The sequence below is a fragment of the Azospirillum halopraeferens DSM 3675 genome (assembly GCF_000429625.1).
Taxonomy (GTDB): domain Bacteria; phylum Pseudomonadota; class Alphaproteobacteria; order Azospirillales; family Azospirillaceae; genus Azospirillum; species Azospirillum halopraeferens.
The window spans coordinates 33,202-57,917 of sequence record NZ_AUCF01000026.1 but is presented as its reverse complement, the minus strand read 5'-3'; the positions used below and the strand labels follow the sequence as shown (position 1 = coordinate 57,917).

The 24,716-nt window shown below is 72.7% G+C and carries 23 protein-coding genes; 15 read left to right on the top strand and 8 right to left on the bottom strand.

Annotated elements, in window-relative coordinates; genetic code table 11:
• Positions 1-145: 145 nt before the first annotated feature.
• A complete protein-coding gene (locus G472_RS0119115) occupies positions 146-625 on the top strand; it encodes an RrF2 family transcriptional regulator (RefSeq protein ID WP_029009656.1) in 480 nt (159 codons plus the stop codon).
• Positions 626-638: 13 nt separating this feature from the next.
• On the opposite strand, the gene G472_RS0119110 is transcribed toward G472_RS0119115, so the two are convergent.
• Together G472_RS0119110 and G472_RS34300 are read right to left on the bottom strand one after the other, a co-directional pair.
• On the bottom strand, positions 639-1,496 hold the full coding sequence (locus G472_RS0119110; protein WP_029009655.1) for a ParB/RepB/Spo0J family partition protein: 858 nt from the start codon (positions 1,494-1,496) through the stop codon (positions 639-641).
• Positions 1,486-2,535, bottom strand: coding sequence for an AAA family ATPase (locus tag G472_RS34300; RefSeq protein ID WP_051341027.1), 1,050 nt, complete (start codon positions 2,533-2,535; stop codon positions 1,486-1,488). Before G472_RS34300 ends, G472_RS0119110 begins: the two co-directional genes overlap by 11 nt.
• A 160-nt stretch (positions 2,536-2,695) precedes the next feature.
• Between G472_RS34300 and G472_RS0119100 the strand changes: the two genes are divergently transcribed.
• The 9 genes from G472_RS0119100 (at position 2,696) to G472_RS0119060 (ending at position 10,113) form a co-directional block, all read left to right on the top strand.
• Entirely contained in the window at positions 2,696-2,884 is a 189-nt protein-coding gene (locus G472_RS0119100; RefSeq protein ID WP_029009654.1) for a DUF3008 family protein, read from the top strand.
• 85 nt (positions 2,885-2,969) lie between these two features.
• Positions 2,970-4,334, top strand: a complete 1,365-nt coding sequence (gene pabB, locus G472_RS0119095; protein ID WP_029009653.1) for an aminodeoxychorismate synthase component I — start codon at positions 2,970-2,972, stop codon at positions 4,332-4,334.
• Positions 4,331-5,131: an aminotransferase class IV gene (locus G472_RS0119090; RefSeq protein WP_029009652.1), complete on the top strand. Its 801-nt coding sequence runs from the start codon at positions 4,331-4,333 to the stop codon at positions 5,129-5,131. Before pabB ends, G472_RS0119090 begins: the two co-directional genes overlap by 4 nt.
• Before the next feature lie 198 nt (positions 5,132-5,329).
• Positions 5,330-5,437 (top strand): pyrroloquinoline quinone precursor peptide PqqA, encoded by a 108-nt coding sequence (gene pqqA, locus G472_RS38950; protein ID WP_245593527.1) that lies wholly within the window; start codon positions 5,330-5,332, stop codon positions 5,435-5,437.
• A gap of 139 nt (positions 5,438-5,576) precedes the next feature.
• Positions 5,577-6,512: a pyrroloquinoline quinone biosynthesis protein PqqB gene (gene pqqB, locus G472_RS0119080; protein ID WP_029009651.1), complete on the top strand. Its 936-nt coding sequence runs from the start codon at positions 5,577-5,579 to the stop codon at positions 6,510-6,512.
• Complete coding sequence (gene pqqC, locus G472_RS0119075) at positions 6,509-7,279, top strand: pyrroloquinoline-quinone synthase PqqC (protein ID WP_029009650.1); 771 nt, start codon at positions 6,509-6,511, stop codon at positions 7,277-7,279. Before pqqB ends, pqqC begins: the two co-directional genes overlap by 4 nt.
• A complete protein-coding gene (gene pqqD / locus G472_RS0119070; protein WP_029009649.1) occupies positions 7,276-7,593 on the top strand; it encodes a pyrroloquinoline quinone biosynthesis peptide chaperone PqqD in 318 nt (105 codons plus the stop codon). Before pqqC ends, pqqD begins: the two co-directional genes overlap by 4 nt.
• Positions 7,590-8,723, top strand: coding sequence for a pyrroloquinoline quinone biosynthesis protein PqqE (gene pqqE / locus G472_RS34290; protein WP_051341025.1), 1,134 nt, complete (start codon positions 7,590-7,592; stop codon positions 8,721-8,723). Before pqqD ends, pqqE begins: the two co-directional genes overlap by 4 nt.
• 160 nt (positions 8,724-8,883) lie before the next feature.
• On the top strand, positions 8,884-10,113 hold the full coding sequence (locus G472_RS0119060; RefSeq protein ID WP_029009648.1) for an HPP family protein: 1,230 nt from the start codon (positions 8,884-8,886) through the stop codon (positions 10,111-10,113).
• 33 nt (positions 10,114-10,146) lie between these two features.
• Here the strand turns inward: G472_RS0119060 and G472_RS0119055 are convergent, their stop codons facing one another.
• The 3 genes from G472_RS0119055 to G472_RS0119045 all read right to left on the bottom strand — a co-directional run bounded on the left by G472_RS0119055 (position 10,147) and on the right by G472_RS0119045 (position 13,084).
• A complete protein-coding gene (locus tag G472_RS0119055; RefSeq protein ID WP_029009647.1) occupies positions 10,147-10,407 on the bottom strand; it encodes a hypothetical protein in 261 nt (86 codons plus the stop codon).
• Between the two features lie 306 nt (positions 10,408-10,713).
• Entirely contained in the window at positions 10,714-11,964 is a 1,251-nt protein-coding gene (gene frc / locus G472_RS0119050; protein WP_029009646.1) for a formyl-CoA transferase, read from the bottom strand.
• 493 nt (positions 11,965-12,457) lie between these two features.
• Positions 12,458-13,084, bottom strand: a complete 627-nt coding sequence (locus tag G472_RS0119045; RefSeq protein ID WP_051341024.1) for a TetR/AcrR family transcriptional regulator — start codon at positions 13,082-13,084, stop codon at positions 12,458-12,460.
• A gap of 84 nt (positions 13,085-13,168) precedes the next feature.
• On the opposite strand from G472_RS0119045, the gene G472_RS0119040 reads away from it, so the two are divergent.
• Entirely contained in the window at positions 13,169-14,386 is a 1,218-nt protein-coding gene (locus G472_RS0119040) for a serine hydrolase domain-containing protein (RefSeq protein ID WP_029009644.1), read from the top strand.
• Positions 14,387-14,511: 125 nt separating this feature from the next.
• Here G472_RS0119040 and G472_RS0119035 read toward each other — a convergent pair whose 3' ends face one another.
• Positions 14,512-16,596, bottom strand: coding sequence for a methyl-accepting chemotaxis protein (locus tag G472_RS0119035; RefSeq protein ID WP_029009643.1), 2,085 nt, complete (start codon positions 16,594-16,596; stop codon positions 14,512-14,514).
• Between the two features lie 182 nt (positions 16,597-16,778).
• Here G472_RS0119035 and G472_RS0119030 point away from each other — a divergent pair, with 182 nt between their 5' ends.
• Positions 16,779-17,600 (top strand): helix-turn-helix domain-containing protein, encoded by an 822-nt coding sequence (locus G472_RS0119030; RefSeq protein ID WP_029009642.1) that lies wholly within the window; start codon positions 16,779-16,781, stop codon positions 17,598-17,600.
• 98 nt (positions 17,601-17,698) lie between these two features.
• Positions 17,699-18,460 (top strand): dienelactone hydrolase family protein, encoded by a 762-nt coding sequence (locus G472_RS34285; RefSeq protein WP_051341023.1) that lies wholly within the window; start codon positions 17,699-17,701, stop codon positions 18,458-18,460.
• A 22-nt stretch (positions 18,461-18,482) separates the two neighbouring features.
• Here G472_RS34285 and G472_RS0119020 read toward each other — a convergent pair whose 3' ends face one another.
• Positions 18,483-19,505 carry a TerC family protein gene (locus tag G472_RS0119020; RefSeq protein ID WP_029009641.1) on the bottom strand — a complete coding sequence of 341 codons (1,023 nt, stop codon included), beginning with the start codon at positions 19,503-19,505 and terminating at the stop codon, positions 18,483-18,485.
• Between the two features lie 496 nt (positions 19,506-20,001).
• On the opposite strand from G472_RS0119020, the gene G472_RS34280 reads away from it, so the two are divergent.
• Both G472_RS34280 and G472_RS0119010 read left to right on the top strand, forming a co-directional pair.
• On the top strand, positions 20,002-21,192 hold the full coding sequence (locus G472_RS34280) for a TMEM43 family protein (RefSeq protein WP_051341022.1): 1,191 nt from the start codon (positions 20,002-20,004) through the stop codon (positions 21,190-21,192).
• The gene (locus G472_RS0119010; RefSeq protein ID WP_029009640.1) at positions 21,189-21,575 is read left to right on the top strand and encodes a DUF488 domain-containing protein; all 387 of its coding nucleotides are present in this window, start codon (positions 21,189-21,191) and stop codon (positions 21,573-21,575) included. Before G472_RS34280 ends, G472_RS0119010 begins: the two co-directional genes overlap by 4 nt.
• Before the next feature lie 39 nt (positions 21,576-21,614).
• Here the strand turns inward: G472_RS0119010 and G472_RS39805 are convergent, their stop codons facing one another.
• Positions 21,615-24,713, bottom strand: coding sequence for a calcium-binding protein (locus G472_RS39805; RefSeq protein ID WP_051341021.1), 3,099 nt, complete (start codon positions 24,711-24,713; stop codon positions 21,615-21,617).
• Between the last annotated feature and the right edge of the window lie 3 nt (positions 24,714-24,716).

Genomic DNA, 24,716 nt, shown 5'->3' with positions numbered 1-24,716 from the left:
CACCGATGGGAAGGGCGGCGTCACCCCCCGCATCATCGGCGGCTGACGGACGCGGTGCCGGTTTGCTATGGTGAAGACCGCGGGCCGGGGCCGCCGCCGGGGCGGCGGCGAAAGCATGCACCCGTGATGCAGGGATCTTCGGCCGATGCGCCTGTCCACCTACACCGATTACGCGTTGCGGCTGCTGATGTGCCTGGCCCTGCGGCCGGACGAGCTGATGACCATCCAGGACGTCGCCGACCGCTACGCCATCTCCAAGAGCCACCTGATGAAGGTGGCGCACCACCTCAGCCTGGCCGGGTTCGTCCATTCCGTGCGCGGCCGCAACGGCGGCCTGCGCCTGGGCCGCCCGGCGGAGCACATCCGCCTGGGCGACGTGGTGCGCCTGACCGAGGAGGACCTGTCGGTGGTGGAGTGCATGGCCGGCCCGGACGCCGACCGCGTCTGCCCGCTGATCCCGGCCTGCGTGCTGAAGGTGGCCCTGCGCGAGGCGCTGGAGGGGTTCCTGGCGGTGCTCGACACCTACACGCTGGCCGACGTTGTGAAGCCGCGCAACACGCTGGCCCGCCTGCTCGACCTGCCGGCGCCGGGGGCGGAGGTGCGGGGGGCCGGACCGCCGGCCTGACCGCGGGGGCCGGTCAGGCCAGCAGCCGGTCCAGCAGGGCGTGCAGGCGGCGCAGCTCCTGCCATTGGGCGTCGCTCAGGCTCTGGCCGTGGCGGCGCAGGTCGCGGATGTCCGCGTCGGCGAACTCCCGGGCAATGCGCCCGGCGGCGGCGACCAGGCGCGCCATCGGCTCCGCCGCCGGGCGTTCCGCCGTCCCGCCGTCGCGCTTGGCGGCGCGCAGGGCCTTGACGGTCAGCCCCTCCCGGGCGGCGTCCCACAGGCGCCGTTGCAGATCGGGGTCGTCGATGGCGGCGATCTCGGTCAGCACGCTCTTGGGGACATGGCGGTGGGTGGTCTCGTACGCCTCCAGGATGGCGGCCGGCAGGCGCAGGATGGACAGGGTGCGGGTGACGTCAGCCTGGCTGCGGCCGATGGCGCGGCCCAGCGCCTCGTGGGTGTAGCCGTGCCGCTCCACCAGCCGGGCGAAGGCGCGGGCCAGTTCCAGGGCGTCCAGATCGACGCGCTGGATGTTCTCGATCAGCGCCAGCTCGTCGGGGTCGCCGTCGGTGATGATGGCGAAGACGGTGCGCCGCCCGATCATGGCGCAGGCGCGCAGGCGCCGTTCCCCGGCCACCAGCCGGTAGCCGTCGCCGTCCGCCGGCTGCACCAGCACCGGCTGTTTCAGCCCGTGCCGCTCGATGGAGCGGGCCAGCTCCTCCAGCGCGTCGGCGTCGAAATGGCGGCGGGGCTGGTCGGGGTTGCGGGCGATGCGGTCGATGTCGATCTCCAGCAGGCGCGGGAAATCGGCGGACAGACCGAACAGGGCGTCGCCGCCGCGCTGCGCCGCCTTGTCGAAGATCTGCGTGCTGGTGCGGGCGAGCTTACGCGACATGGGCGGCCTTTCCGGGTTCGGCGGGGACGGGGGCGGCGATGTGGGCGGCCAGTTCACGCGCCAGGTCGGCGTAGGCGCGCACCGCCGGCGCGCCGGGATCGGCCTCGATCGCCGGCCGGCCGGCGCCGGATGCCTGGGCGAACAGGGTGGCGCGCGGCACCGGCGGCAGCACCCGCGTGCGCCCCTCGTAATGGGCGCTGATCTCCTTCAGGCTCGCCTGGTCCTGGGTGAGGCGGGCGGAATACATGGTCGGCAGGATGCCGAAGACGTTGAGCGCGGGGTTGGAGCGCCGGCGGATCTTGGCGATGGTTTCCAGCAGCAGCGGCACGCCCAGCCCGGCGAACACCTCGGTCTGCACGGGGATCAGCACCAGGTCGGAGGCCGCCAGGGCGTTGATGGTCAGCAGGCCCAGGTTGGGCGGGCAGTCGATGACCACCACGTCGTAGCGGTCCCGCACCTCGGCAAGCTGTTCCTTGAGGACGAGCGAGCTGTCCGGCTCCGCCACCAGTTCCGTCTCCGCCGCCGCCAGGCCGATGGAGGAGGGGGCGAGCGCGAAGGCGCCGCCGCACACCGGCACCAGGATGCTGTCCAGGGGCTGGCCGCCGCGCACCACGGCGTAGAGCCCTTTGCGCCGCATCTCCACCTCCCCCGGATCGAGGCCGAGATGGACGGTGGCGTTGCCCTGGGGATCGCCGTCCACCAGCAGCACCGACAGGCCCAGGGCGGACAGGGCGTAGGCGAGGTTGACGGCGGTGGTGGTCTTGCCCACCCCGCCCTTCTGGTTGGCCACCGCCAGCACCACCCGCCGCCGCGGCCCCGCGGCCGCCACGGATTGCGCCGTCACCGGCGCCGCAGCCGGTGCGCCGGCCGGGGCGAGCAGCGCCGCCACCTGCTGCGGGATGCGCTCCGCCCCGCTCTCCCAGCGGCTGATGCGCGAGCGGTCGTAGCGCCGGCCGAGCTGGCCGTTGAGCCAGGCCGCGAACCCCTGCTGGTCCTCGCCGCGCCGCTCGCGCAGCGCCCGCAGCTCCTCCCCGGTCATGGTGCCTCCCGTTTCCCTGCCGTGACGGCCCGCGCGCGATGCTAGCCACTTGACGCAACATGTCAACCCCTCCGCCCACGCTTGCGTCAATCAGGCGCGACGAAGCCGCGCCCCGGCGGTTGAGAGCGCAGAGACCCACCCGCGAGAGGGACAGGATGCCATGACCAAAGCCCATTCCCGCAAGCAGCAGATGGCCGCCGGCGCGGCGCTGGCCGCCAAGCGCGGCGAGCAGCCGGAATCGAGCCTGCGCGGCGCCTCGAAGCAGATGGCCGAATCCATGAGCGAAAAGGAACTGAAGGACATGGCCGCCACCAAACGCAAGAACCTGCCGGAGAAGCAGGAGCGCTGAGAGAAGACGGCGCGTTGGACGCGGGGCGGGGTTTGCGGCTATTGAGGCGCTCCGTCCGTTCCAACCCGTCGGAGCAAGGCAGTCCGTGGCCGTTCTTCCCCTGTCGTGCGGCGAGCCGGCCGCGGCGTTCCGCGCGCTGGCCGGCGAGCCCTGGTCGATGCTGCTGGACAGCGCGGCGCGCGGCGACGCCCGCGGCCGCTGGAGCTACATCGTGGCCGACCCGGTGGGCACGGTGGAGGCGGTGGACGGCACCACCCTGGTGGACGGGGTGCCGGTCCCCGGCGATCCCTTCACGGCGCTGGAACGCGCCCTGGCGGCCCTGGCGCCGGCCGGCGGTGCCATCGGCGGCGGGCCGGCGCCGTTCGTCGGCGGGGCGGTCGGCTTCATCGGTTACGAGGCGGGGCGGCGGTTGGATTTGCCGGTGTCGCGCCACGCCAACCCCGGCGGCGAGCCGGAACTGGCCTTCGGCCTCTACGACGCCGTCGCCGCCTTCGACCACGCCAGCGGGCGGGCGTGGGTCGCGGCGGCCCGGCCGGAGGCGGCGGCGCGGGCCCGCCGCCTGGCCGCCCGCCTGGAAGCCGCCCCGCCGTCCCCCGGCCCGTTGCCCCCTGCCGCCGCCTGGCGCAGCGAGCTGACACGCGCCGCCTACCGGGAGGGGGTGGAGCGGGTGCTCGCCTACATCCGCGCCGGCGACATCTACCAGGCCAACTTCACCCAGCGCTTCCTGGCGCAGCCTCCGGCCGGGCTGGACCCGTATGCCCTGTACGAGCGCCTGCGCGTCCTCAACCCCGCGCCCTTCGCCGCCTATCTCCACTGCGGGCCGCGCCTGCGCATCGCCAGCGCCTCGCCGGAGCGCTTCGTGCGCCTGGACGCCGACGGGCGCATCGAGACGCGGCCCATCAAGGGCACGCGCCGGCGCCACGCCGACCCGGTGGCCGACGCGGCGGCGGCGGCGGAGCTGGTGGCCAGCGTCAAGGACCGGGCGGAGAACCTGATGATCACCGACCTGCTGCGCAACGACCTGGGCCGGGTGGCGCGCATCGGCAGCGTGCGGGTGCCGGTGCTGTACGGGCTGGAGAGCTTCGCCACCGTGCACCATCTGGTGTCGGTGGTGACGGCGACCCTGCGCCCCGGACTGGGGCCGGTCGATCTGCTGCGCGCCGCCTGCCCCGGCGGCTCCATCACCGGCGCGCCGAAGATCCGCGCCATGGAGATCATCGACGAGCTGGAGGCGGCGCGGCGCGGTGCCTATTGCGGATCGGTCGCGTGGATCGGGGTGGACGGCGCCATGGACAGCTCCATCGTCATCCGCACCCTGTCGCTCACCCCCGACGCCGTGGTGGCTCGGGCCGGCGGCGGCATCGTCGCCGATTCCGACCCCGACGCCGAGCACGACGAGATGATGGTCAAGGTCCGGCCCCTGCTGCGCTCCCTGGAGGACGATCCATGACGGTATGGCTGAACGGCCGGCTGATGGCCGCCGCCGAGGCGCGGATCGACCCCGCCGACCGTGGCTTCACCCTGGGGGACGGGCTGTTCGAGACGCTGCGGGTGGCCGGCGGCCGGGTTTGCCACGGCGACCGCCATCTGGCGCGGCTGTCCGCCGGAGCCCGCGTGCTCGACCTGCCCGTGCCCTACGGGCCGGACGCACTGGCCGCGGCCATGGCGGCGCTGATCGCCGCCCGCGGGCTGGAGGACGGGGTGCTGCGCCTGACGCTCAGCCGCGGCACCGGGGCGCGGGGCGTGCCGCCGCCGCCCGACCCGCACCCCACCGTGCTCATCACCGCAGCCCCCCTGCCGCCGCCCGGCGGCCCCATGCGCGCCGTCATCGCCACGGTCACCCGGCGCAACGAGCATTCGCCGCTGTCGCGCCTGAAGACGCTCAACTATCTCGACTCCGTGCTGGCCCGGCAGGAGGCGGCGCGGCGCGGCGCCGACGAGGCGCTGCTGCTCAACACCGCCGGCCGTCTGGCGGAGTCCAGCGTCGCCAACCTGTTCGTCGTGCTGGAGGGGCGCACGGTGACACCGCCGGTGGCCGACGGCGCCCTGCCGGGCATCCGCCGCGCCCTGCTGCTGGAGCGCGGCCACGCCGAGGAACGCTCCCTCACCCCCGACGACCTCGCCCGCGCCGGGGAGGCGTTCCTCGCCAACAGCCTGGGCCTGCGTCCCCTGGTCGCCGTCGACGGCCGCCCGGTGGGCAACGGAGCGCCGGGCCCGGTGTGGGCGGCCCTGTCGGCGGCGGAGTGATCCGGCGGACCCCGGACGGATCGTACCGGGGTCGCGGCGCAAGGCTCTGACGCAAAAGGGAGCCTGTCCATCCGCTCAATGGAATCATTCCAAAACTGCTACCAAAGTCTCATGGCCGTTGCGCTCTCAATGCGCTTTACTGCAAATGATCGGGATATCGAACAGTGTGGCCGACCACCCGATCGCCCAAGGCCGGCCATGCCCTTTCAGGAAGGGAGACCGAGTATGAAGACGTGGCGCAAGCCCAGGATCGTCGAGATCAGCGTCGGCAACGAGATCAACGCCTACGCCTGCGCGGATCTCTGATCCGCACGACTCCCGCGCGGATCGTCGTTCCGCGTGCGATCACGCGGACGCCTGATCCGTCTGCTTCCCCCAGGCCGCGGCCCTGCCCGCACGTCCGGACGACCGGGGCGTGCGGGCGGGGCCGATGGGGTCCGCGCCCATGAAGATTCTCGTCCTCGGATCGGCCGCCGGTGGTGGCTTTCCGCAATGGAACTGCGCCTGCGAGGGCTGCCGGCGGGCGCGCTCCGGCGATCCCCTGGCGCGGCCGCGCACCCAGTCGTCGCTGGCCGTCTCGGCGGACGGGGAGCGCTGGCTGCTCCTCAACGCCTCGCCCGATCTGCGCCAGCAGATCCAGGCCAATGCGGCCCTGCACCCGGCTCCGGGGCGCGGTGTGCGCCACAGCCCGTTGGCGGCGGCCGTGCTGACCAACGGCGACATCGACCACGTCGCCGGCCTGCTGTCCCTGCGCGAGAGCCAGCCGCTCGCCGTCTACGCCACGCCGCGGGTGCACGGGGTGCTCGCCGCCAACAGCGTGTTCCGGGTGCTGAACGCCGACCTGGTGCCGCGCCGGACCATGACGCTCGGCACGCCCTTCCGCCCCGCCGACGCCGCCGGCGATCCGCTGGGGTTGGAGGTGGAGGCGTTCGCCGTGCCGGGCAAGGTGGCGCTTTACCTGGAGGACGCGGCGGCCGGCCCCGGCTTCGGCTCGGTGCCGGAGGACACGGTGGCCCTGCGCGTCGCCGACACGGCGACCGGAGCCGCCTTCTTCTATGTGCCCGGCTGCGCCGCCCTGCCCGGCTGGCTGGCCGACCGGCTGTACGGGGCGGAGCTGGTGCTGTTCGACGGCACCACCTGGACCGACGACGAGATGGAGCGCACCGGGACCGGCACCAAGACGGCCGGGCGCATGGGTCACATGTGCATGTCCGGCCCGGAGGGCAGCATCGCCGCCTTCGCGCCCCTGGCCGTGCGCCGCCGGGTGTTCATCCACATCAACAACACCAACCCCGTGCTGCTGGAGGATTCGCCCGAACACCGGGCCGCCGCCGCCGCCGGCTGGACGATCGCCCACGACGGCATGGAGCTGACCCTATGACCCGCGACGAGTTCGAAAGCGCCCTCTACGCCGTGGGTGAGCGCCAGTACCACGATCTGCACCCCTTCCACAAACTGCTGCACGGCGGCGAGCTGGCGCACGGCCAGGTGCAGGCGTGGGCGCTGAACCGCTTCTATTACCAGGTGTCGATCCCCCGCAAGGACCTGACCCTGATGGCCCGCATGGACGACCCGGCCCTGCGCCGCGCCTGGATTCAGCGCGTGCTCGACCATGACGGGCCGGGCGATGACGGGGCGGCGGGCGCGGCGGAGACGAAGGTCGGCGGCATCGAGCGCTGGCTGCGCCTGACCGACGGCCTGGGGCTGGACCGCGACTACGTGCGCTCGCTGAAGGGTATTCTGCCGGCCACCCGCTTCGCGGTGGACGCCTACGTCAACCTGGTGCGTGACCGCACCATCCTGGAGGCCGTCGCCTCCTCCCTGACCGAGCTGTTCGCGCCGGGCATCCACCGCGAGCGCATCGCCGGGTTCGAGCGGAACTACGGCTTCGCCAACGACGCCACCCTGTCCTATTTCCGCAAGCGCCTGGACGAGGCGCCGCGCGACGTCACCTTCGGCCTGTCCTACGTGCTGGAGAACGCTCGCACGCCCGAACAGCAGGAAGCCTGCATCGCCGCCCTGCGCTTCAAGACGGAGGTGCTGTGGGCGCAACTCGACGCGCTCTACCACGCCTATGTGGAGCCCGGCCACATTCCCCCCGGCGCCTTCGTGCCGGAGGGGGTCACGGCCACGGAGTACCGGCGGTGAGCAGCGCCCCGCCCCGCCCCGCTCCGGTCGCCGAGACCGACCGCGTCCGTCTGGCGCCGGGCGTGGTGCTGCGCCACGACCGGACGCGCGACCAGTGGGTCCTGCTGGGGCCGGAGCGCGTGCTGGTGCTGGACGAGACGGCCCTGGAGGCGGTGCGCGCCTGCGCGGCGCCCGGGCCGGGGGCCGACGGCGCCAGCGTGGGCGAGGGCATCGACCGCCTGGCCGCCGCCTTCGACGCCCCGCGCGACGCCATCGCCGGCGACGTGCTGGAGCTGCTGGACGATTTGCGCAACCGGGGGTTCCTGACACGATGACCCGCGAACCCGAGCCGCCCTTCGCCATGCTGGCGGAACTGAGCCACCGCTGCCCGCTGCGCTGCCCCTATTGCTCCAACCCGCTGGCGCTGGAGCCGGCGGCGGGGGAGCTGGACACCGCCACCTGGTGCCGGGTGTTCGACGAGGTGGCGGAGGCCGGGGCGCTGCAGGTCCATCTGTCCGGCGGCGAGCCCTGCGTGCGCCGCGACCTGGAGGAGCTGGTCGCCCATGCCGCCCGGGCGGGCCTTTACGTGAATCTCATCACGTCGGCCGTCACGCTGGACCGGGCGCGGCTGGAGCGGCTGCGCGACGCCGGCCTGTCGCACGTGCAGATCAGCTTCCAGGGCACCGAGCCGGCGGAGGCCGACCGCATCGCCGGCATGCCCGGCGCCCACGCCCGCAAGCTGCGCGCCGCGCGGGAGGTGGTGGAGACGGGCCTGGCGCTGACCGTCAACGCGGTGATCCAGCGCAGCACGATCGAGCGGGTGGACGCGTTCTTCGACCTGGCGCTGGACCTCGGCGCCGGGCGGATCGAGATCGCCAACGTGCAGTATTACGGCTGGGCGCTGGCCAACCGCGCCGCCCTGATGCCGACGCGCGACCAGCTCGTGCGCATGGACCGCCGGGTGAAGGAGCGCCTGCCCTCCCTGAAGGGCCGTCTGGTGGTTGACTATGTGGTGCCCGACTATTACGCCCACCGCCCCAAGGCGTGCATGGGCGGCTGGGGCCGCCGTTTTCTCAATGTGACCCCCACCGGCAAGGTGCTGCCCTGCCACGCCGCCGAGACCATCCCCGGCATGGTCTTCGAAACGGTGTTCGACCGGCCGCTCGGCGCCATCTGGCGCGACGGCGCCGCCTTCGTGCGCTACCGCGGCACCGACTGGATGCCCTCACCCTGCCGCGAGTGCGACCGCAAGGAGGCGGACTGGGGCGGCTGCCGCTGCCAGGCTCTGGCCATCACCGGCGACGCCGGCGCGACCGACCCGGTCTGCGACCTCTCCCCCCTGCACCACCGCATGGCGGAGATCGCCGAACGCGATGCCGCCGCCGACCCGCCCCTGCTCTACCGCGACCCCACGGCGAAGGCGCCGCCCGCCGAAGCGGCACCCGCGAGGGCGGCCCACCGCTGACGGTTCCCGGACGGCCCCGGCCGCAGAGGCCGTCGCCCACGGAACGCGCAACTCTGTGCCCGGAAATTTTGCATTGCGCAAAAAGATTCACCGCTGATAGTGCTTATCACCGCGGATGGTCCACCCTGTCCGCCGATGGTCCCAGCAGCGGAGATGCCCCTTGCCGACCGCGTCCGACGCCTTCCCGACCGCCTGGATCCGGCGCTTCGTGCCGCCGGCGCCGACCGTCAACTGGCTGGAATGGGCGCGCGCCGGGACCGGTGCCCTGCTCGGCATCCTGGCCACCGCCCTGGTGAGCGGCGCCGTCGCCGCCACGCCCGCCGGCTTCGTCATGCTGATCGCGCCCATGGGCGCCTCGTCCGTCCTGCTGTTCGCCGCCCCTGCAAGCCCGCTGGCGCAGCCCTGGTCGATCGTCGGCGGCAATCTCGTGGCGGCTCTGGTCGGGGTGACCTGCGCGCGCTGGATCGGCGATCCGGTGACGGCGTCGGCCGCGGCGGTGGCGCTGGCCATCGCCCTGATGTTCCCGCTGCGCTGCCTGCACCCGCCGGCCGGCGCGGTGGCGCTGACGGCGGTGCTGGGCGGGCCGACGGTGGCGGCGCAGGGCTACGGCTTCGCCCTGGTGCCGGTGGCGCTGAACTCCATCATCCTGCTGGCGGTGGCGCTGGCCTACAACAACGCCACCGGGCGCCGCTACCCGCACGCGGCGGCGCCGGACCGCACGGCGGACCACGGCACCGCCGATGCCGCCCCCGGCCGGCGCGTCGGCTTCACCCCCGCCGACCTGGACGCCGTCCTGCACTCCTACAACGAGGTGATCGACGTCACCCGCGACGACCTGGACGCGCTGTTCCGCCAGGCGGAGATGCGCGCTTACCACCGCCAGTTCGGCGAGGTCACCTGCGCCGACATCATGTCCCGCGACGTGGTGTCGGTGTCCCCCGACACACCGGCGGAACGCATCCGGGTGCTGCTGCGCGAGCACCGCATCAAGGCGGTGCCGGTGGTGGACGCCGACCGTCGGGTGCTGGGCACGGTCACCCGGTTCGACGTGCTGGAGGACGCGCTGTGGAGTCCGCACCGCAGCCGGGTCGGCAACCTGGTCCGCCTGGTGCGCCACAGCGTCGCCGGCCGTCCCGGCGGGGCGCTCACCGCCGCCGAGCTGATGAGCCGGCCGGCGCGCACCGCCACTGCCAACCGCCCCATCGCCGAACTGGTGCCCCCCATGTCCGACGAGGGGCTGCACCACGTCCCCGTCGTGGACGCCGCCGGCCGTCTGGTCGGCATCGTCACCCAGTCGGACCTGATCGCCGGCCTCTACCGCGGCCGGGTGACGGGGCGTTCCGATTACCGGGACTGGGGCGTCAACGGCTGGCGCCGGCGCGACGCCTGAGGGCGACGGCGGAGCGGCAACCGGAGAAAGAGTCTAGCGCAGCCACTCCTTGACCTCGCGCAGGCGCTCGTCGCCGCGCGGGGTGCGGGCGTACTCGCGCCCGTAGAGGGTCTGGTATTCGCGCACGTAGCCCTGCTTGATCAACTCGTCCAGGGCCGGCCGCACGACGATCGGTTTCAGCTTGGTGGCGCGGATGATGTCCATCAGCGACGCGGGAAGGTGGTGCGTCGCCGATCCGGGCGTGGCGCGCAGGGTGGTGAGCGTCGTCCAGTTCACCGATGTCGGCGAGATCATGCGAACCTCCAGTGGCTCGGCGGGGCGGGAGGCGGCGGGATCGGCGTCGCGCCGGCGCGGCGGTCACGGCCTTCAACAGGGCGGACCGCCCCCCGTTGCCGTCGGCGCCGCGGCACGGCACGTCCTTCGCCGGCAGCCTCTCCCCCGGCCGGCCCGAAGAGGGTACCACGCCCGTTGCGGCGCGATAAGGCGGGAACTGCGCCGCTGCCGGACCGGGACGGCTCCCCGACGCAAAACGGCGCCCGGAGGCCGGGCGCCGTTGCACGATGATCGTCTCCGGCGGCGCGGGGCCGCCGGGGGTCGGGATCACACCGCCTTGGCGGCGTGCATCTCGGCGATCTGCTCCGGCGTGTAGCCGAGCTGGGCCAGGATCTCGTCCGTGTGCTCGCCCAGCAGCGGCGATCCGGTGATCTCGACCTTGAGGTCGGAGAACTTGATCGGGCTGCCGACCGTGAGGTACGTGCCGCGCTGCTTGTGCTCGACCTCGACGATCGAGCCGCTCTTGCGCAGCGACGGGCACTCGGCCAGCTCCTTCATGGAGAGCACCGGGGCGCAGGGGATGTCGAACTTGCGCAGGATGTCGACGGCCTCGTACTTCGTCTTGTCCTTCAGCCAGTCCTCGATGAAGGCGAAAATGTCGAAGATCTTGTCCTGGCGCGCCTCGGCGGTGTTGTACGCCGGATCGTTGATCCATTCCTCCTTGCCCAGCGCCTTGCAGATCGGCGCCCAGGCGTGGCCCTGGATGGTGAAGTAGATGTAGGCGTTGGGATCGGTCTCCCAGCCCTTGCACTTCAGCACCCAGCCCGGCTGGCCGCCGCCGCCGGCGTTGCCGCCGCGCGGAACCACATCGGTGAACTCGCCGTGCGGGTACTGCGGGTACTCCTCCAGGTAGCCGACGCGATCGAGGCGCTGCTGGTCGCGCATCTTGACGCGGCAGAGGTTGAGCACGGCGTCCTGCATGGACACGGCGACCTTCTGCCCCTTGCCGGTCTTCTGGCGGCCGATGATGGCCGTCAGGATGCCGATGGCCAGGTGCATGCCGGTGTTGCTGTCGCCCAGCGCTGCGGCCGACACGGTCGGGGGGCCATCCCACCAGCCGGTGGTGGAGGCGGCACCGCCGGCGCACTGCGCCACGTTCTCGTAGACCTTCAGGTCCTCATAGTGGTGGCCGTCGCTGAAGCCCTTCACGGACGCGACGATCATGCCGGGGTTCAGTTCGTTGATGTGCGCCCAGCTGAAGCCCATGCGGTCGAGGGCGCCGGGGCCGAAGTTCTCCACCAGGACGTCCGCTTCCTTGATGAGCTTGGTCAGGACTTCCTTGCCCTGCGCGGTCTTGGTGTCGAGAGTGATGGAGCGCTTGTTGCTGTTCAGCATCGTGAAGTACAGAGCGTCCGCGTCCTTGATGTCGCGGAGCTGGGAGCGCGTCACGTCGCCGGAGCCGGGGCGCTCGACCTTGATCACGTCGGCGCCGAACCAGGCCAGCATCTGCGTGCAGGCGGGGCCGGCCTGCACGTGGGTGAAGTCGATGATCTTGATCCCCTCGAGTGGCTTGCTCATGACTCTCTACACTCCCTTTCGATGCTCAAGTTTTCCCTGAACCGGTAATCGCGGGGGATTCCTTCCAGGACAGGACGGCGCCATCCTTTCGCGGATGGGCGTTGCGATGCGTCAGGCGCGGTCAGCCGGCGAGGATCGGTGCAGGGAAGGCCGTTCGGGATGGCGACCGCCGTGCGGCGGCGCGAATGCGAATGCGGTCGTGCATCTTCCCCACAGGTCGTCTCCTCGACGCGTGCGTGCTCGTTCGAGCGCTGCGTGGCGTTTGCAAACCCACCACGTCCTGACATTGGCTATACGGTATACCAGATACCGCGCCATGGCAAGCGCAATTGGAAGCGCCGCGAACTGTTGTTTTCGCGAACAGAAACGGGGCTGTGCGGGGCGGGGGGAGCCGCCGGACAGCACGCCCGGTCCGTGACATCCGAGCCGAGATCCGTGCAATCCGTGTCGAGATTGCCGGCGGCGGAGTGCAGGTCGGAAAAGCCCGGCGCCCTCAGGCCCGCCGGCTCGTCAGGGCGTCGAGGGCGAGGGTGGCGATGGCGGTCAGGTCGGCCTCGTCGGCGCCGTCGCGCGCCTGCACCGACATGCCCTGGATGACCGCGCCGACGTAGCGGGCAAGCGCCGCGGCGTCACAGTCGGGGCGAAGCTGGCCGTCGGCGATGCCGCGGGCGATGCGCTCCTCCAGCACCCGGCAGGCGTCGCGGCGCAGGGCGGCGGCGTGGTCGGCGACCGGGCGGTTCTCCGCGGCGCAGGCCAGCACCGCCGTGGACACCATGCAGCCGCGCCGGTCGGCGTGCCGGCTGAAGGTCCGGGCGGAGTCCCGCAACAGGCGGTCGATCGCCTCCACCACGTCGGCTTCCTCCGCCAGCGCGCGCGACGCGTCGGCCCCGACGTTGGCCCGGTACCACTCCAGCGCCTCCCGGTGCAGATCGGCCTTGGAGCGGAAGGCGGCGTACAGGCTCTGCGGCGTGATGCCCATGGCGGCCGTCAGGTCGGCGATCGAGGCGCCCTCATAGCCCAGGCGCCAGAAGGTCGCGGTCGCGGCGGCCAGGGCCTCGTCCCGGTCGAAGCCGCGGGGACGGCCGCGCGGCCGCCGCGCGGGGGCATCCTTGTCCGGCATATTTTTCATAATGATCACTCTTGAATTCGAACCACACCCCGGATATATCGGGAGCGATTGTTCCTGAAAAAGGACCCTCCCGCAATGCGCACTCTGATCGCCGCGGCCGTCCTGGCCGGCATCACCACGGCGGCCGTCGCCGATATCACCGCGGCCGCCGCCGACTCCGGCCTCGACGCCCGTCTGGACGCGGTGATCGACCGCGCCATCGCCGAGAACCGCATCGTCGGCACCGTCGTGCTGGTCGCCCGCGACGGCCGCGTCGTCTACCGGCGCGCCGCCGGCCTGGCCGACCGGGAGGCGGGCCGGCCGATGGCGGAGGACGCCGTGTTCCCGCTGGCCTCGGTCAGCAAGCCCATCGTCTCCGCCGCGGCCCTGCGCCTGGCGGAGGCCGGCACCCTGTCGGTGGACGACCCTGTCTCCCGCTGGCTGCCGGACTTCCGGCCGCGGACGCCGGACGGGGCGCAGCCGGAGATCACCATCCACCACTTGCTGACCCACACGGCCGGGCTCACCTACGGCTTCCTGGAGCCGGCCGACAGTCCCTTCCACGCCCTGGGGGTCTCCGACGGGCTGGACCGCCCGGGGATCGACCTGGCGGAGAACCTGCGCCGGCTGGCGCTGGCGCCGCTGGCCTTCGTGCCGGGCACCGCGTGGCGCTATTCGCTGGCCACCGACGTGCTGGGCGCCGTGCTGGAGCAGGCGGCGGGTGCGGACCTGCCGCAGGTGGTGCGCGACACGGTGACCGGGCCGCTGGGCATGACGGACAGCGGCTTCACCGCCGCCGATCCGGCGCGCCTGGTGACCCCCTACGCCGACGGCGACCCGGCCCCCGTGCGCATGCAGGACGGCACCGTCGTGCCGTTCGGCGCCGGCGGCGCGCGCTTCGCCCCGTCGCGCGCCCTCGACCCCGCGGCCTATCCCTCGGGGGGTGCCGGTATGGTGGGGACGGCCGGTGACGTCCTGACCTTCCTGGAGGCGATCCGCACCGGCGGCGGGCCGATCCTCACGCCGGCCACGGTGGAGCGGATGCGCGCCGACCGGCTGGGCGGCACCCTGGCCGGCCCGGCGCCGGGCTGGGGCTTCGGCTACGGCTGGGCGGTTCTGGTCGATCCCGCCCCCACGGGCACGCCGCAGGCGGCGGGGACGATCGCCTGGGGCGGCGCCTACGGCCATAGCTGGTTCGTCGACCCGGCCAACCGGCTGTCGGTCGTCGCCCTGACCAACACCGCCTTCGCCGGAATGGCCGGCGCCTTCCCCGACGGGGTGCGCGACGCGGTGTACGGTGCCGCCGCTCCGTAATACGCGGTCAGGAGCATCCTGACCGCTGCGTTCAAACGCCACGCAGGCTTCGGCCCTGTCGGGCCGCGGCCGCCGTCGCGGCCGATACCGGGTTCGGACGTCAGGACGTACCGAACCCGGTACAACTACGCCGCGCGGATGTCCGCGAGGAAGCGTTCGACGGTGCGGCGCAGGTTCCCGGCCTCGGTGGAGAGCTGCGTCCCCGCGCCCAGCACCTGATCGGCGGCGGCCCCGGTCGACACGGCGGCCCGGTCCAGGTCGCCGACGCTGGCCGACACCCGGCCGGTGCCGGCGGCGACGCTGCCGACGCTGCGGGCGATCTCGGCGGTGGCGGCGGACTGCTCCTCGACACCCGCGGCGATCGCCGCGGTAGTTTCGTCGACCGTGCGGATGATGCCCGATACCGACCGGATGGCCGCCGCCGCGTCGCCGGCCGCCTCCTGCATGGCGGCGATCTGGCGCGTGATCTCCTCGGTCGCCCGCGCGGTCTGGTTGGCCAGCGCCTTGACCTCCCCGGCCACCACGGCGAAGCCCTTGCCGGCTTCGCCGGCGCGCGCCGCCTCGATGGTGGCGTTCAGGGCCAGCAGGTTGGTCTGGCCGGCGATGTCGTTGATCAGGCGCACCACTTCGTCGATCCGGCGGGCGGATTCGGTCAGCCCTTCCATGGTCCGGCCGGCGTCGGTGGCGGCGTCGACCGCCCGGCGCGCCGTGGCGGTGGAGTGCGCCACCCGCTGGCCGATCTCGGTGATGGCGGCCGCCAGCTCGTCGGCGGCGGTGGCGACCGTCCGCACGCTCTCGGCGGCTTCGGCGGTGCCATCGGACACGGTGCGCACCCGGTCCCGCGTCTCCCCGGCGGTGACGGACAGAGTCTCCGCCGTCGCCCGGAGCTGCTCCGACGCGGTACCAACCGATCCCAGCATCCCCCCGACCACCCCGTCGAAGCGCCCGATCAGCGCCGCCACGGCGTCGGCCCGCCGGGCCTGCCGCTCCGCCTCCTCGCGCTGCCCGCGCTCCAGCCGGGCGCGCTCGGCGGCGTTCTCCCGGAAGACCGCCAGGGTCGCGGCCATGGCGCCGATTTCGTCCCGGCGTCCGGCGTCCGGGATGGCCACCGCCAGATCATCCCGCGCCAGCCGCTCCATGGCCGCGGTCATGCGGCGCAGCGGCGCCAGCACCCGGCGGTGCAGCAGCATCAGCGCCACCGCCACGATCGCCAGGCAGGCGAGCATCAGCGCGGCATCCAGCGCCAGCGCCGCCACGGCGCCGTCGGCCGCTTCGGCCACGTGATCGTCGGCCGCCGCCGCCGCCGCGGCCTGCACCGCCAGCAGCGCGTCGATGGCGCGCGTCGCCTCGGCGAACCAGGCGGCGGCGTCCATCGGATAGGGGGTGCCCGCCGCCGCCGCCGCGTACACCGGTCGGCGCACCTCTTCGAACGTCCCGAAGAAGGCGGTTTCGGCCGCGTCGAGCGCCGCCGCCAGTTCCTCCGGCACGGCACGGCCGGCAACCAGGGAGCGCAGCGTCGTGCGGGCCAGTTCGACCCGGCCGCGGTTGCCGGCCAGCGTCTCCAGCGTCGGCGCGGCCAGCGGACCGCCGCCGGCAATGGCGCTGCCGATGACCGCGCGCTCGCGGCCCGCGTACTCGCTCATGATCCAGGCGAAGTGCCGGATATCGGCAAGGTCGCGCCAGTCCATGACCCCGCCCTGCGCCATCCGCTCCACGGCCGTGCGCAGGGACTGGCCGGCCATGACGAGGCCGGTCATGGCGGGAATCCAGTCCCGGGCTACCCGGGGATCGCGCTCGTCCCGGCCAACCGCCACCGCCCCGTCGAGGGCGCGCCGCGCCGTCTGCACCGCCGCTTGCGCCCGCTCCACCGCGGCCACTTCGGCCGCCGCGGAGGCCGCCGCGGGCAACGCCGCGACACGGGCAAGGGCCTCGGCCAGCGCCGCGTCCCCGGCGGCGCGGCGGCTGTCGATGCGGGCGCGCAGGTCCGCCGCGGCCGGCCCGGCCGCCCCCAGCGCCATATGGCCGGTGCCTCGTTCCACCGCGTGATCGCCCGCGGCTTGCAGAAGCAGCCGGCTGATCGGGTTCACCCCGGCCACCGCCCGGGCATCGGCGTGGTCGCGCCACGACCGGTCGGCCAGCCCGGCGCCGGCCGCCATCGCCAGCGCCGCGAGAAGGAAGAGGCAGGACAGGACAGTGGTGCGGATCGACATGAGGGTCCCCGGAGGCCAATGGGCGAGCCGGAACCGGTTAAACCAAAACAGGCCCTTGATGGATTGATGTTGATCAACGGTTGCGCCGATGGCGGAGGCCGGGCCGTACGGACCGTCGGCCTGTCCGAGCGTCCGTACGGCGAAACGCTGGACAGGACCGGCATGGCCGATGATGCTGTGGCATGTTGCGCATTCTGCCGCCGGCCCGGCCCCTGACCCCATACGTCGACGGGTATTGGTTCGTCCGCGATCTCCCCGGCCGGTACGCCGGGCAACCGATCCGCACCGGGCCGCAGCCCGTGGCTGCGGTGTCGGTGCAGTTCGGCCAACCCAACACCGGCGATGACGGACGCCCCGTGCCCGCGGTGTCGCTGCTCGGGCTGCAAACGCGCACACGTCTCTGGCGGTCGGGCCCGGACACCGACTTCGTGATGGTCAGGCTGCGTCTTCCCGGTCTGGCCCTGCTGTTCCCGCACACCGGCTCGGCCGGCGTCGACGCCCTGCTCGATCTTGGAACGATCGTCGGTGACGGCGCCGCCCGCCGCCTGGCCGCCGGCCTTCCGGCCGCAGGGGCGCCCGAACGCGTGGCCGCGGCCCTCGACCGCTGGCTGCTGACCCGTCTGGAGACCGCGCCACAACGGGAGTCCGCAGCGCGGTTCGCGGCAGCGTGCGCCCGTCTGCGGCGGGACGGCCGGGTGGACGCCGCCGCGGCCACGGCCTGCGTGTCGCCGCGCCAGCTTCAGCGCTGGTTGCGAGATCAGGCCGGTCTCAGCCCCCGGCAGCTCTTCGACCTGCATCGCCTCCAGGCGAGCCTGCGGGCGGTGCAGGCCGGTGACGGTGATCCATTGGACGGGTACAGCGACCAGGCCCACCAGATCCGCTCCTGGCGACGCCGGCTGGGTGTCACACCGGGCCGGTACGCCCGCGCAAGGCCATCGGCGCTTGCCGAGCTTGCCGGGCGGGCCGGCGGGTTCGCGGCGGAGGACGGCGTCTTCTATCTCTGAATGGGCCGCCCCGGCCCGATGTCGGGTTCGTTCAATACGCCGGCCGGACGGCGTGGCACGCTCCTGCTCCCCGCCACGCAGAAGGGAGACGGCGAGCCATGGCCGATCCGCACACGGTAACATCCGCCCCGTTCGAGTATGCCGACGGCTCGACGCTGTTCGAAGGCTACGCCGCATACGATCCCTCCACCGCCGGTCCGCTGCCCTGCGTGCTCGTCTGCCACGACTGGAGCGGCCTCAATGCCCCGACGCGGGAGATCGCCGGCCGTTTCGCGGCGTCGGGCCGCCTTGCCGTCGCACTCGATGCCTACGGAAAGGGGGTGCGCGGCGACGTGCGGGGCGACAACGCGGCGCTGATGAATCCCCTTTTGGCCGACCGCGGGCTGCTGCGTCGCCGGCTGCTCGCCGGGCTGCGGGCGGCGGTGCGGCACCCGCGCGCCGACGCGGGGCGGGTGGCCGTCGTCGGCCACTGCTTCGGCGGACTCTGCGCCCTCGACCTCGCCCGCGCCGCGCCGCCGGGCCTGCGCGGCGCGGTCAGCATCCACGGCGTCCTGACCCCGCCCGACCTCGGCGCGCAGCCGACCATCACGGCCGCCGTCCTCATCCTGCACGGGTGGGAGGACCCGGTGGCGCCGCCCGCCGATGTTCTGACCGTCGCCCGCGAACTGACCGACGCCGGCGCCGATTGGCAGTTGCACGCCTACGGGCACGCGCGTCACGCCTTCACCTTCCGGGGGCTGCACCGGCCCGATCTCGGCCTGGCCTACGACGCGCGGGCAGACCATCGATCACGCCGGGCGCTGGACGCGTTCCTCGACGAGACGCTGGGCGGCGATGGCCGCACCGGACACGGCCCGTAAGCCGGCCGGGGCGGCCACCGCATCAGCCGCCCTTGCCGTCGGACGCCACCACGGCCTCCTCGGCGGCGGGCTTCGCCGGGCTGCCCGGCATCCACCAGCGCCGGGCCTCCGCCGCGGCCTCGCCGGGGGCCGCCTCGGCCCGCGTCTTCAGCAGCGAGATGAGGATCGAGCCGCCGATCAGCGTCGTCGTGATGCCCAGGGCCAGCGCCGTCGGCACCTTGTAGATGTCCACCAGCAGCATCTTCGTGCCGACCACCACCAGCACCAGCGACAGGCCGTACTTCAGGTAATGGAAGCGGTGGATGATCGACGCCAGGGCGAAGTAGAGGGCGCGCAGGCCGAGGATCGCGAAGACGTTGGACGTCCAGACGATGAACGGGTCGGTGGTCACCGCGAACACCGCGGGGATGGAGTCCACGGCGAAGACCAGATCGGTGAACTCGATCAGGATCAGCACGAGGAACAGGGGCGTGATCATCCGCACGCCGTCGCGGGTGACGATGAACCGTTCGCCCTCGTACCCCTCGGTCATGCGGAAGCGGGAGCGGACGAAGCGGACGACCCGGTTGTTGTCCATGTCCGGCTCGGCGTCGACCGAGCGCAGCATCTTGATCCCGCTGAAGATCAGGAAGGCGCCGAACACATAGATGATCCAATGGAACTGCACGATCAGCGCCGAACCGGCCAGGATCAGCACCCCGCGCATCACCAGCGCCCCCAGGATGCCCCAGAATAGCACCCGGTGCTGGTACTGCGGCGGCACCGCGAAATGGGTGAAAATAAGGACGATGACGAAAATGTTGTCGATGCTGAGACTGTATTCGATGAGATAGCCGGTCAGAAACTCCAGCCCCTTCTGGCTACCCTGGAAATGGAAAACGCCGGCGGCGAAGATCATCGCCAGGGTGAAGTAGGCGGCGCAGCGCATCAACGCCTCGCGGCCGGAGATCACCTTGGGACCCTTGGACAGGACGCCCAGGTCGAAGGCGAGCAGCAGGCCGACGAAGGCGGCGAAGCCGCCCCACAGCAGCACGGTTTCGTTCACGGGTAAGAATCCCCTGCATCATGCTCTCCGCCCCGCCGGCGGAGACATCGGTCGTCACATGAGCAGTCCGACATCACCGGCGCGCCATGGCGGGAGGAGCGCCGGTCAGAGGGGCCCGGACCGGATCGGATGCACACGCTCAGCGGGGGCAGCCGTCGGGTTGAACGCTTCAGGCGGTAATGAGGTCCATGAATCCGTCTCCCGCAGGCCCGTCCACCGCCGCACCGGGGCGGGCGTTCGCGCGGAACCGGACCGTGTTCGGAAGGATCGGGCCGGAGTCCACGTGAGCGCGCCCAAGGAGCGGCACAAGGAAAGTCCGACATCGCAGCGCCGGGCGACGCTGCCAGAGGGGCCCGGACCCGCGCAAAGATATACACTGCCCCCGCCCCGCCCGCAAGGGCGACGGACGGCGGCAGCGCGATGGGACGGGACGGACCGCGCTGCCGTCTGCTACCCTGCGCCCCGTCACCACGAACGCGGGAGGCGCGGAGTTGCCATGGCCGACAACGGCACCGTCACCGGCAGCGGCGGCACCGCCGCCGACATCCATGTGGAAACCACGCGCACGGGCTGGCTCGGCCGGGCCGGCGACTCCGTGGTCGGGGCGCTGATCGGGCTGGCGCTGTTCGCCGGCAGCCTGGTGTTGCTGGCCTGGAACGAGGGGCGGGCGGTGGACGCCATGATGGCGCTGGAGGCCGGGGCCGGCCTGGTGACCACGGTGGCCGCCGACCGCGTTGACCCGGCCAACGAAGGACGCCTCGTTCACGTCGCCGGACCGGTGACGGTTTCCGGTTCCCCGGCCGATCCGGTGTTCGGCGTGCGCCCCGGAACGGCCCTGCGCCTGGAGCGGCGGGTCGAGATGTACCAGTGGCGGGAAACGGCGGAGACGCGCACCGAGACCTCGGTCGGCGGGACCGAGACGCGGACCACCACCTACCGCTACACCCGCGAATGGTCGGACCGGTCCATCGACTCCGGCGCCTTCCGGCAGCCCGAGGGGCACGGGAACCCGCCCATGCTCCACCGCAGCACGACGCTGGACGCCCAAAACGCCCGCGTCGGCGCCTTCGCCCTGACGCCCGGCCAGATCCGCGCCGTCGACGCCACGGAGCCGCTGCTGCCGGACGCCGACGCCGCGCTGCCGCCGGGTTTCCGCCGGGAGGGGGAGTATCTCTACCGCGGCGAGTCGCAGGAGGCCCCGCGGGTCGGCGACCTGCGCGTGCACTTCCTGGTGGCGCCCGCCGACACCCTCAGCGTCGTGGCCGCGCAGTCCGGGGCGGGGCTAGCCCCCTACGCCGGGGCGCGCGGCCACACCATCGAACTGGTGCGGCCCGGCGTGCTCAGCGCCGAAGCGATGTTCGCCCGGGCCATGGAGGAGGAAGCGCTGCTGACCTGGCTGCTGCGGGCCGGCGGTTTCGTGCTGATGCTGGTCGCCGTGCTGCTGGTGACCGGCCCCGTCGCCTGGCTGGCCAGCGTGCTGCCGTGGTTCCGGCCCCTGGTGGACGGCGCCCGCTTCGCCCTGGCGCTGGTGGTCGCCCTGCCCCTGACGCTGGCCACCATCGCCCTGGCCTGGCTGGCCCACCGGCCGCTGCTCGCCGCCGGCCTGCTCGCTGCGGCGGTGATCGCCGCCGTCGCCGCCCGGCGCCTGGCCCCGTCCCGACGCCAACCCGGAGTCCGCCCCGCATGACCGTGCGCATCGTTCGTCTCGGCACACCGCGCCTGCCCGGCGAGGGAACGCGCATCGGCACCGTGCGCCGGCCACCGCGCGGCGTGCGCAAGGACCGCTACGCCGCCGAGGACTGGTACGACGTCTGGTATCCCGAACTGTCGCCGAGCCCGGCCCTGGTCGCCGCGGCGCGTGCGGCCGCGACCGACGCGGAGTGGGAGGCGTTCCGCCGCGCCTTCCGGGCGGAGATGGACGAGCCCGCGGCGCGGCGCACGCTGGACCTGCTGGCCGCCCTGTCGCACGGCGCCGACTTCTCCGTCGGCTGCTATTGCGAGGACGAGGCCCGCTGCCACCGCTCCGTGCTGCGCGCCTTGTTCGCCGAACGGGGCGCCGTCATCGCCTGATACGTCCGGACCATGTTCACGTCCATCATCATTCGGACGTCAGCCCGCCACCACCACGATGTCCGCGTGGCTGAGCGTGCGGACGTTCAGGGTGGCGATGGTCACCGCCGCCCCCGCGCCGGAGCCGTCGGCATCGAAGGCCAGGGTGCCGGTCGCGGTGTCGAAGACGAACCAGTCGTCGCCGTCGCCGGGACGGTCCAGGGCGAAATGACCGGCCGCCAGGGTGCCGAGGGGGATCGAACCGAAGTTGGGACCCACCACCTCGATACGGTCCTCGCCGACGGTGAAGTCGGTGATGGTGTCGACGGAAACGCCGGGGCTGACGATGCGGAACGCATCGCGGCCGAGGCCGCCGGTCAGCCGGTTGGTGCCGAGCCCGCCCACCAGCAGGTCGTCCCCCTGGCCGCCGAACAGGGTGTCGTTGCCCTGCCCGCCGAACAACGTGTCGTTGCCGGCATTGCCATAGAGGACGTCCGCCCCGCCGTTGCCGTAGAGCACGTCGTTGCCCGCCCCCGCCGTCACCCGGTCGGCCCCGGCATCGCCCCACAGGGTGTCGTTGCCGGCCCCCGAAACGATGGTGTCGTTGCCGCCCGCCCCGTGGATCAGGTTGTCCCACGCGGCGTTTCCGGTCAGCACATCCGCCGTGCCGCCGCCCCAGATCGGCATGCCCTCGACCTGCGCCTGGAGCGCCCGGCTGCCCCAGCCGGTCTGGTGATAGGTGTTATCGGCGCTGTCGCGGATGACCAGGTAGTGATAGCTGCCGTCCGCCCCCTCGGCGGGATCGAGGATGAGATCCGCCGACAGTTGGCGCACCGACTTGCTCCAGCCCTCGGGCAGCACGGCGGCGTCGAAGGCGGCGCGCACCAAGCTCTGGTCGGTCTGGCCGGAGGCGTGCATGATGTACTCGTTGCCCCACGTGTCGGTGACGAAGTAGCGGTCGAGCGCCCGCCCCGTCGCCGGATCCACGGCGTAGAACTTCATCTGCTGGGCTTTGTAGTTCGCCGTCACCTTCACCACCCCGTCGGCCGGCGTGGTCACCAGATTGCCGGCGGCGTAGGGGTCGGTGATGGGGGGGGTGGAGCCGGCGTAGTCGGCCACCCGGAACGGCCACATCGCGTTGATCGCCTCGGACATGGCGCCCCAGGTGTAGCCGTCGGCGGTGGTGATGTAGGTGGTGGTGCCGAGCGGCGCACCCGGCGAGCCGAGGAACCGGGATTCGTTGAACTGCAGGTTCCGCGTGGTGTTCACCAGATAGGGTGAGGGCGCCTGATAGCCGGCCCGCCAGACCGATTCCGGGATCGGGTTGCTGCCGCCGCTCTTGTAGGTGGCCAGGGCCAGGGACGGATCGATGCGCAGGTTGCCGGTGTCGATGATCTCGAATGCCTCTTCCAGCGGCACCCAGCCGCCGGCGGCCGGAGCCGCCTCCGGCGTGCGCCGCGCGAAGGCGGCGGAGTACCAGGCCACCCCCTGGTAGCGGTAGCCCGCGGCCTCCCCCTCCGCCCGGTCGGTGGTGTAGAAATGGTCGTTGGTGGTGTCGGAATAGAAGCGGTGCACCGGCGCCGCTCCTTCCGTAGCGGTGCCGTAGGCCCGGAAGGCCACGCCCTCGTCGCGGTACCCGCCGGCGGCGATCAGCGCGTCACGCTCCGCGGCGTTGATGGTGTAGACGTGGTCGTCGGTGCCCGCGTGGTAGAGACGGAAGACGTCGGCCAGCCCGGTGTAGCCGTCCTCCGCCGAGAAGGGCACCCCCTCCTCGCGGTAGCCCTTCGCCACCGCCGCCGCCGCCTCGTTGGAGCTGGCGGTGTAGAGATGGTTGCCGGTCGCCGGGTTGTAGAGGCGGAAGACCACGGGCAGCCCGTCCGCAGCGTCGTAGTCGGCGATCGCCTGGTCGGCGTGGCTGACGGTGCCGAGGTCGTTCAGGCTGACGGTGATCGCGAAGGTCTGGGCGGGCGCCGGGCTGGTGTAGGTCACCCCCGGCGTCGGGGTGCGGCCGGGGCCGCCGGGGTTGTAGATGTCGCTGTAGCCGGGCACGGCGGAGGTGGGGATCTCCACCTGCGTCAGCCGCGCCACCGCGGCGGCGTCGCCGGCCAGGACCACGTCGAAGTAGTTGTCGTGGTCTTCCTGGTAATTGGGGCCGTAGACGACGGACGTGCCGTCCTGTTTCGGCCCCAGCTCGGCCAGGCCGACCACCCGCACGGTGCCGAGGCCGGGCCCCAGGTCGTAGTCGACCCCCGCCCGGTCGATGACCACCGTGGCGCCGTTGGCGTCGGTGGCGGTCAGCCGGAAATAGCGCTCGAACTCGGTGGGCAGGAAGCCGCTGACGCCGTCCGGCGAGAAGCCGCCGGAGGTGAACAGGCGCAGCCGGTACTGCGCCGCGTCACCGTACAGGGAGACGCCGTCGTTGGGTGAGGCGATGGACAGGGCCGGCGGCGCGAAGTCGCCCACCGTGGACATGCGCGTCAGCCGCGCCCCCACCAGCCGCGGCCCGGCCACGTAGGGGGATGAGCTGGGCGACGACAGACCGACGATGCTGACCGGCCCGTCGGGGCCCACCGCCATCAGGGGCGTGTCGTCCGCCACCACCGTCACCAGCACGGGATAGACCGCCCCCGGCGTGCCGGGGGCGAGGCGGTTGCCGAACTCCCCGAACACCACGATGACGTGGCGTTCGTTGTAGTCGAAGTTCGGGTTCAGCGCCGCCGCCACGGGGGTCACCACCTCACCGGTGTTGAGGGTGATGGCGATGTCGGTGGCGTTCACGGTGGAGGGCAGCAGCGGCCAGCTGAACTCGATCGGCATGGCGTCGGCGTAGACGGGAAGGCCGTCGAACCCCGCCGTGACGTAACCGATCGGGGCGGCGGCGGAGGTCAGGTTGCGGAGCGGCGGGGCCGGGTCCAGCACCGCATAGTCCAGGTTGACACCGGCCCCCGCCGCCACCGCCAGGTCGAGGTTGGCGACGCTCAGCAGGCCGGGGATGCCGGTGATCCCCTCGAACCCGAAACCGGCTGCCAATATCTGCGGCGTCGCCGTCCACAGGTCGGCGTTGATCACCACGTTGCGGCGGAGCTGGATGTAGGCCGGCGCCGCGGTCGCGGTGCCCGTCCCGGTGGCGCCTGTTGCGGTGGTGGTCCCGGTGGCCATGGC

Excerpts from the sequence above, each read along its gene's own strand:
- G472_RS0119055 (WP_029009647.1), bottom strand. The coding sequence starts at position 10,407 with ATGATCTCGCCGACATCGGTGAACTGGACGACGCTCACCACCCTGCGC.
- G472_RS0119030 (WP_029009642.1), top strand. The coding sequence starts at position 16,779 with ATGTTGCGCATTCTGCCGCCGGCCCGGCCCCTGACCCCATACGTCGAC.
- G472_RS0119045 (WP_051341024.1), bottom strand. The coding sequence starts at position 13,084 with ATGCCGGACAAGGATGCCCCCGCGCGGCGGCCGCGCGGCCGTCCCCGC.
- G472_RS0119110 (WP_029009655.1), bottom strand. The coding sequence starts at position 1,496 with ATGTCGCGTAAGCTCGCCCGCACCAGCACGCAGATCTTCGACAAGGCG.
- pqqE (WP_051341025.1), top strand. The coding sequence starts at position 7,590 with ATGACCCGCGAACCCGAGCCGCCCTTCGCCATGCTGGCGGAACTGAGC.
- G472_RS0119115 (WP_029009656.1), top strand. The coding sequence starts at position 146 with ATGCGCCTGTCCACCTACACCGATTACGCGTTGCGGCTGCTGATGTGC.
- pqqA (WP_245593527.1), top strand. The coding sequence starts at position 5,330 with ATGCCCTTTCAGGAAGGGAGACCGAGTATGAAGACGTGGCGCAAGCCC.
- pqqC (WP_029009650.1), top strand. The coding sequence starts at position 6,509 with ATGACCCGCGACGAGTTCGAAAGCGCCCTCTACGCCGTGGGTGAGCGC.
- pqqB (WP_029009651.1), top strand. The coding sequence starts at position 5,577 with ATGAAGATTCTCGTCCTCGGATCGGCCGCCGGTGGTGGCTTTCCGCAA.
- G472_RS0119010 (WP_029009640.1), top strand. The coding sequence starts at position 21,189 with ATGACCGTGCGCATCGTTCGTCTCGGCACACCGCGCCTGCCCGGCGAG.
- G472_RS34280 (WP_051341022.1), top strand. The coding sequence starts at position 20,002 with ATGGCCGACAACGGCACCGTCACCGGCAGCGGCGGCACCGCCGCCGAC.
- G472_RS39805 (WP_051341021.1), bottom strand. The coding sequence starts at position 24,713 with ATGGCCACCGGGACCACCACCGCAACAGGCGCCACCGGGACGGGCACC.
- G472_RS0119040 (WP_029009644.1), top strand. The coding sequence starts at position 13,169 with ATGCGCACTCTGATCGCCGCGGCCGTCCTGGCCGGCATCACCACGGCG.
- G472_RS34285 (WP_051341023.1), top strand. The coding sequence starts at position 17,699 with ATGGCCGATCCGCACACGGTAACATCCGCCCCGTTCGAGTATGCCGAC.
- frc (WP_029009646.1), bottom strand. The coding sequence starts at position 11,964 with ATGAGCAAGCCACTCGAGGGGATCAAGATCATCGACTTCACCCACGTG.
- G472_RS0119090 (WP_029009652.1), top strand. The coding sequence starts at position 4,331 with ATGACGGTATGGCTGAACGGCCGGCTGATGGCCGCCGCCGAGGCGCGG.
- G472_RS0119035 (WP_029009643.1), bottom strand. The coding sequence starts at position 16,596 with ATGTCGATCCGCACCACTGTCCTGTCCTGCCTCTTCCTTCTCGCGGCG.
- G472_RS34300 (WP_051341027.1), bottom strand. The coding sequence starts at position 2,535 with ATGACCGGGGAGGAGCTGCGGGCGCTGCGCGAGCGGCGCGGCGAGGAC.
- G472_RS0119100 (WP_029009654.1), top strand. The coding sequence starts at position 2,696 with ATGACCAAAGCCCATTCCCGCAAGCAGCAGATGGCCGCCGGCGCGGCG.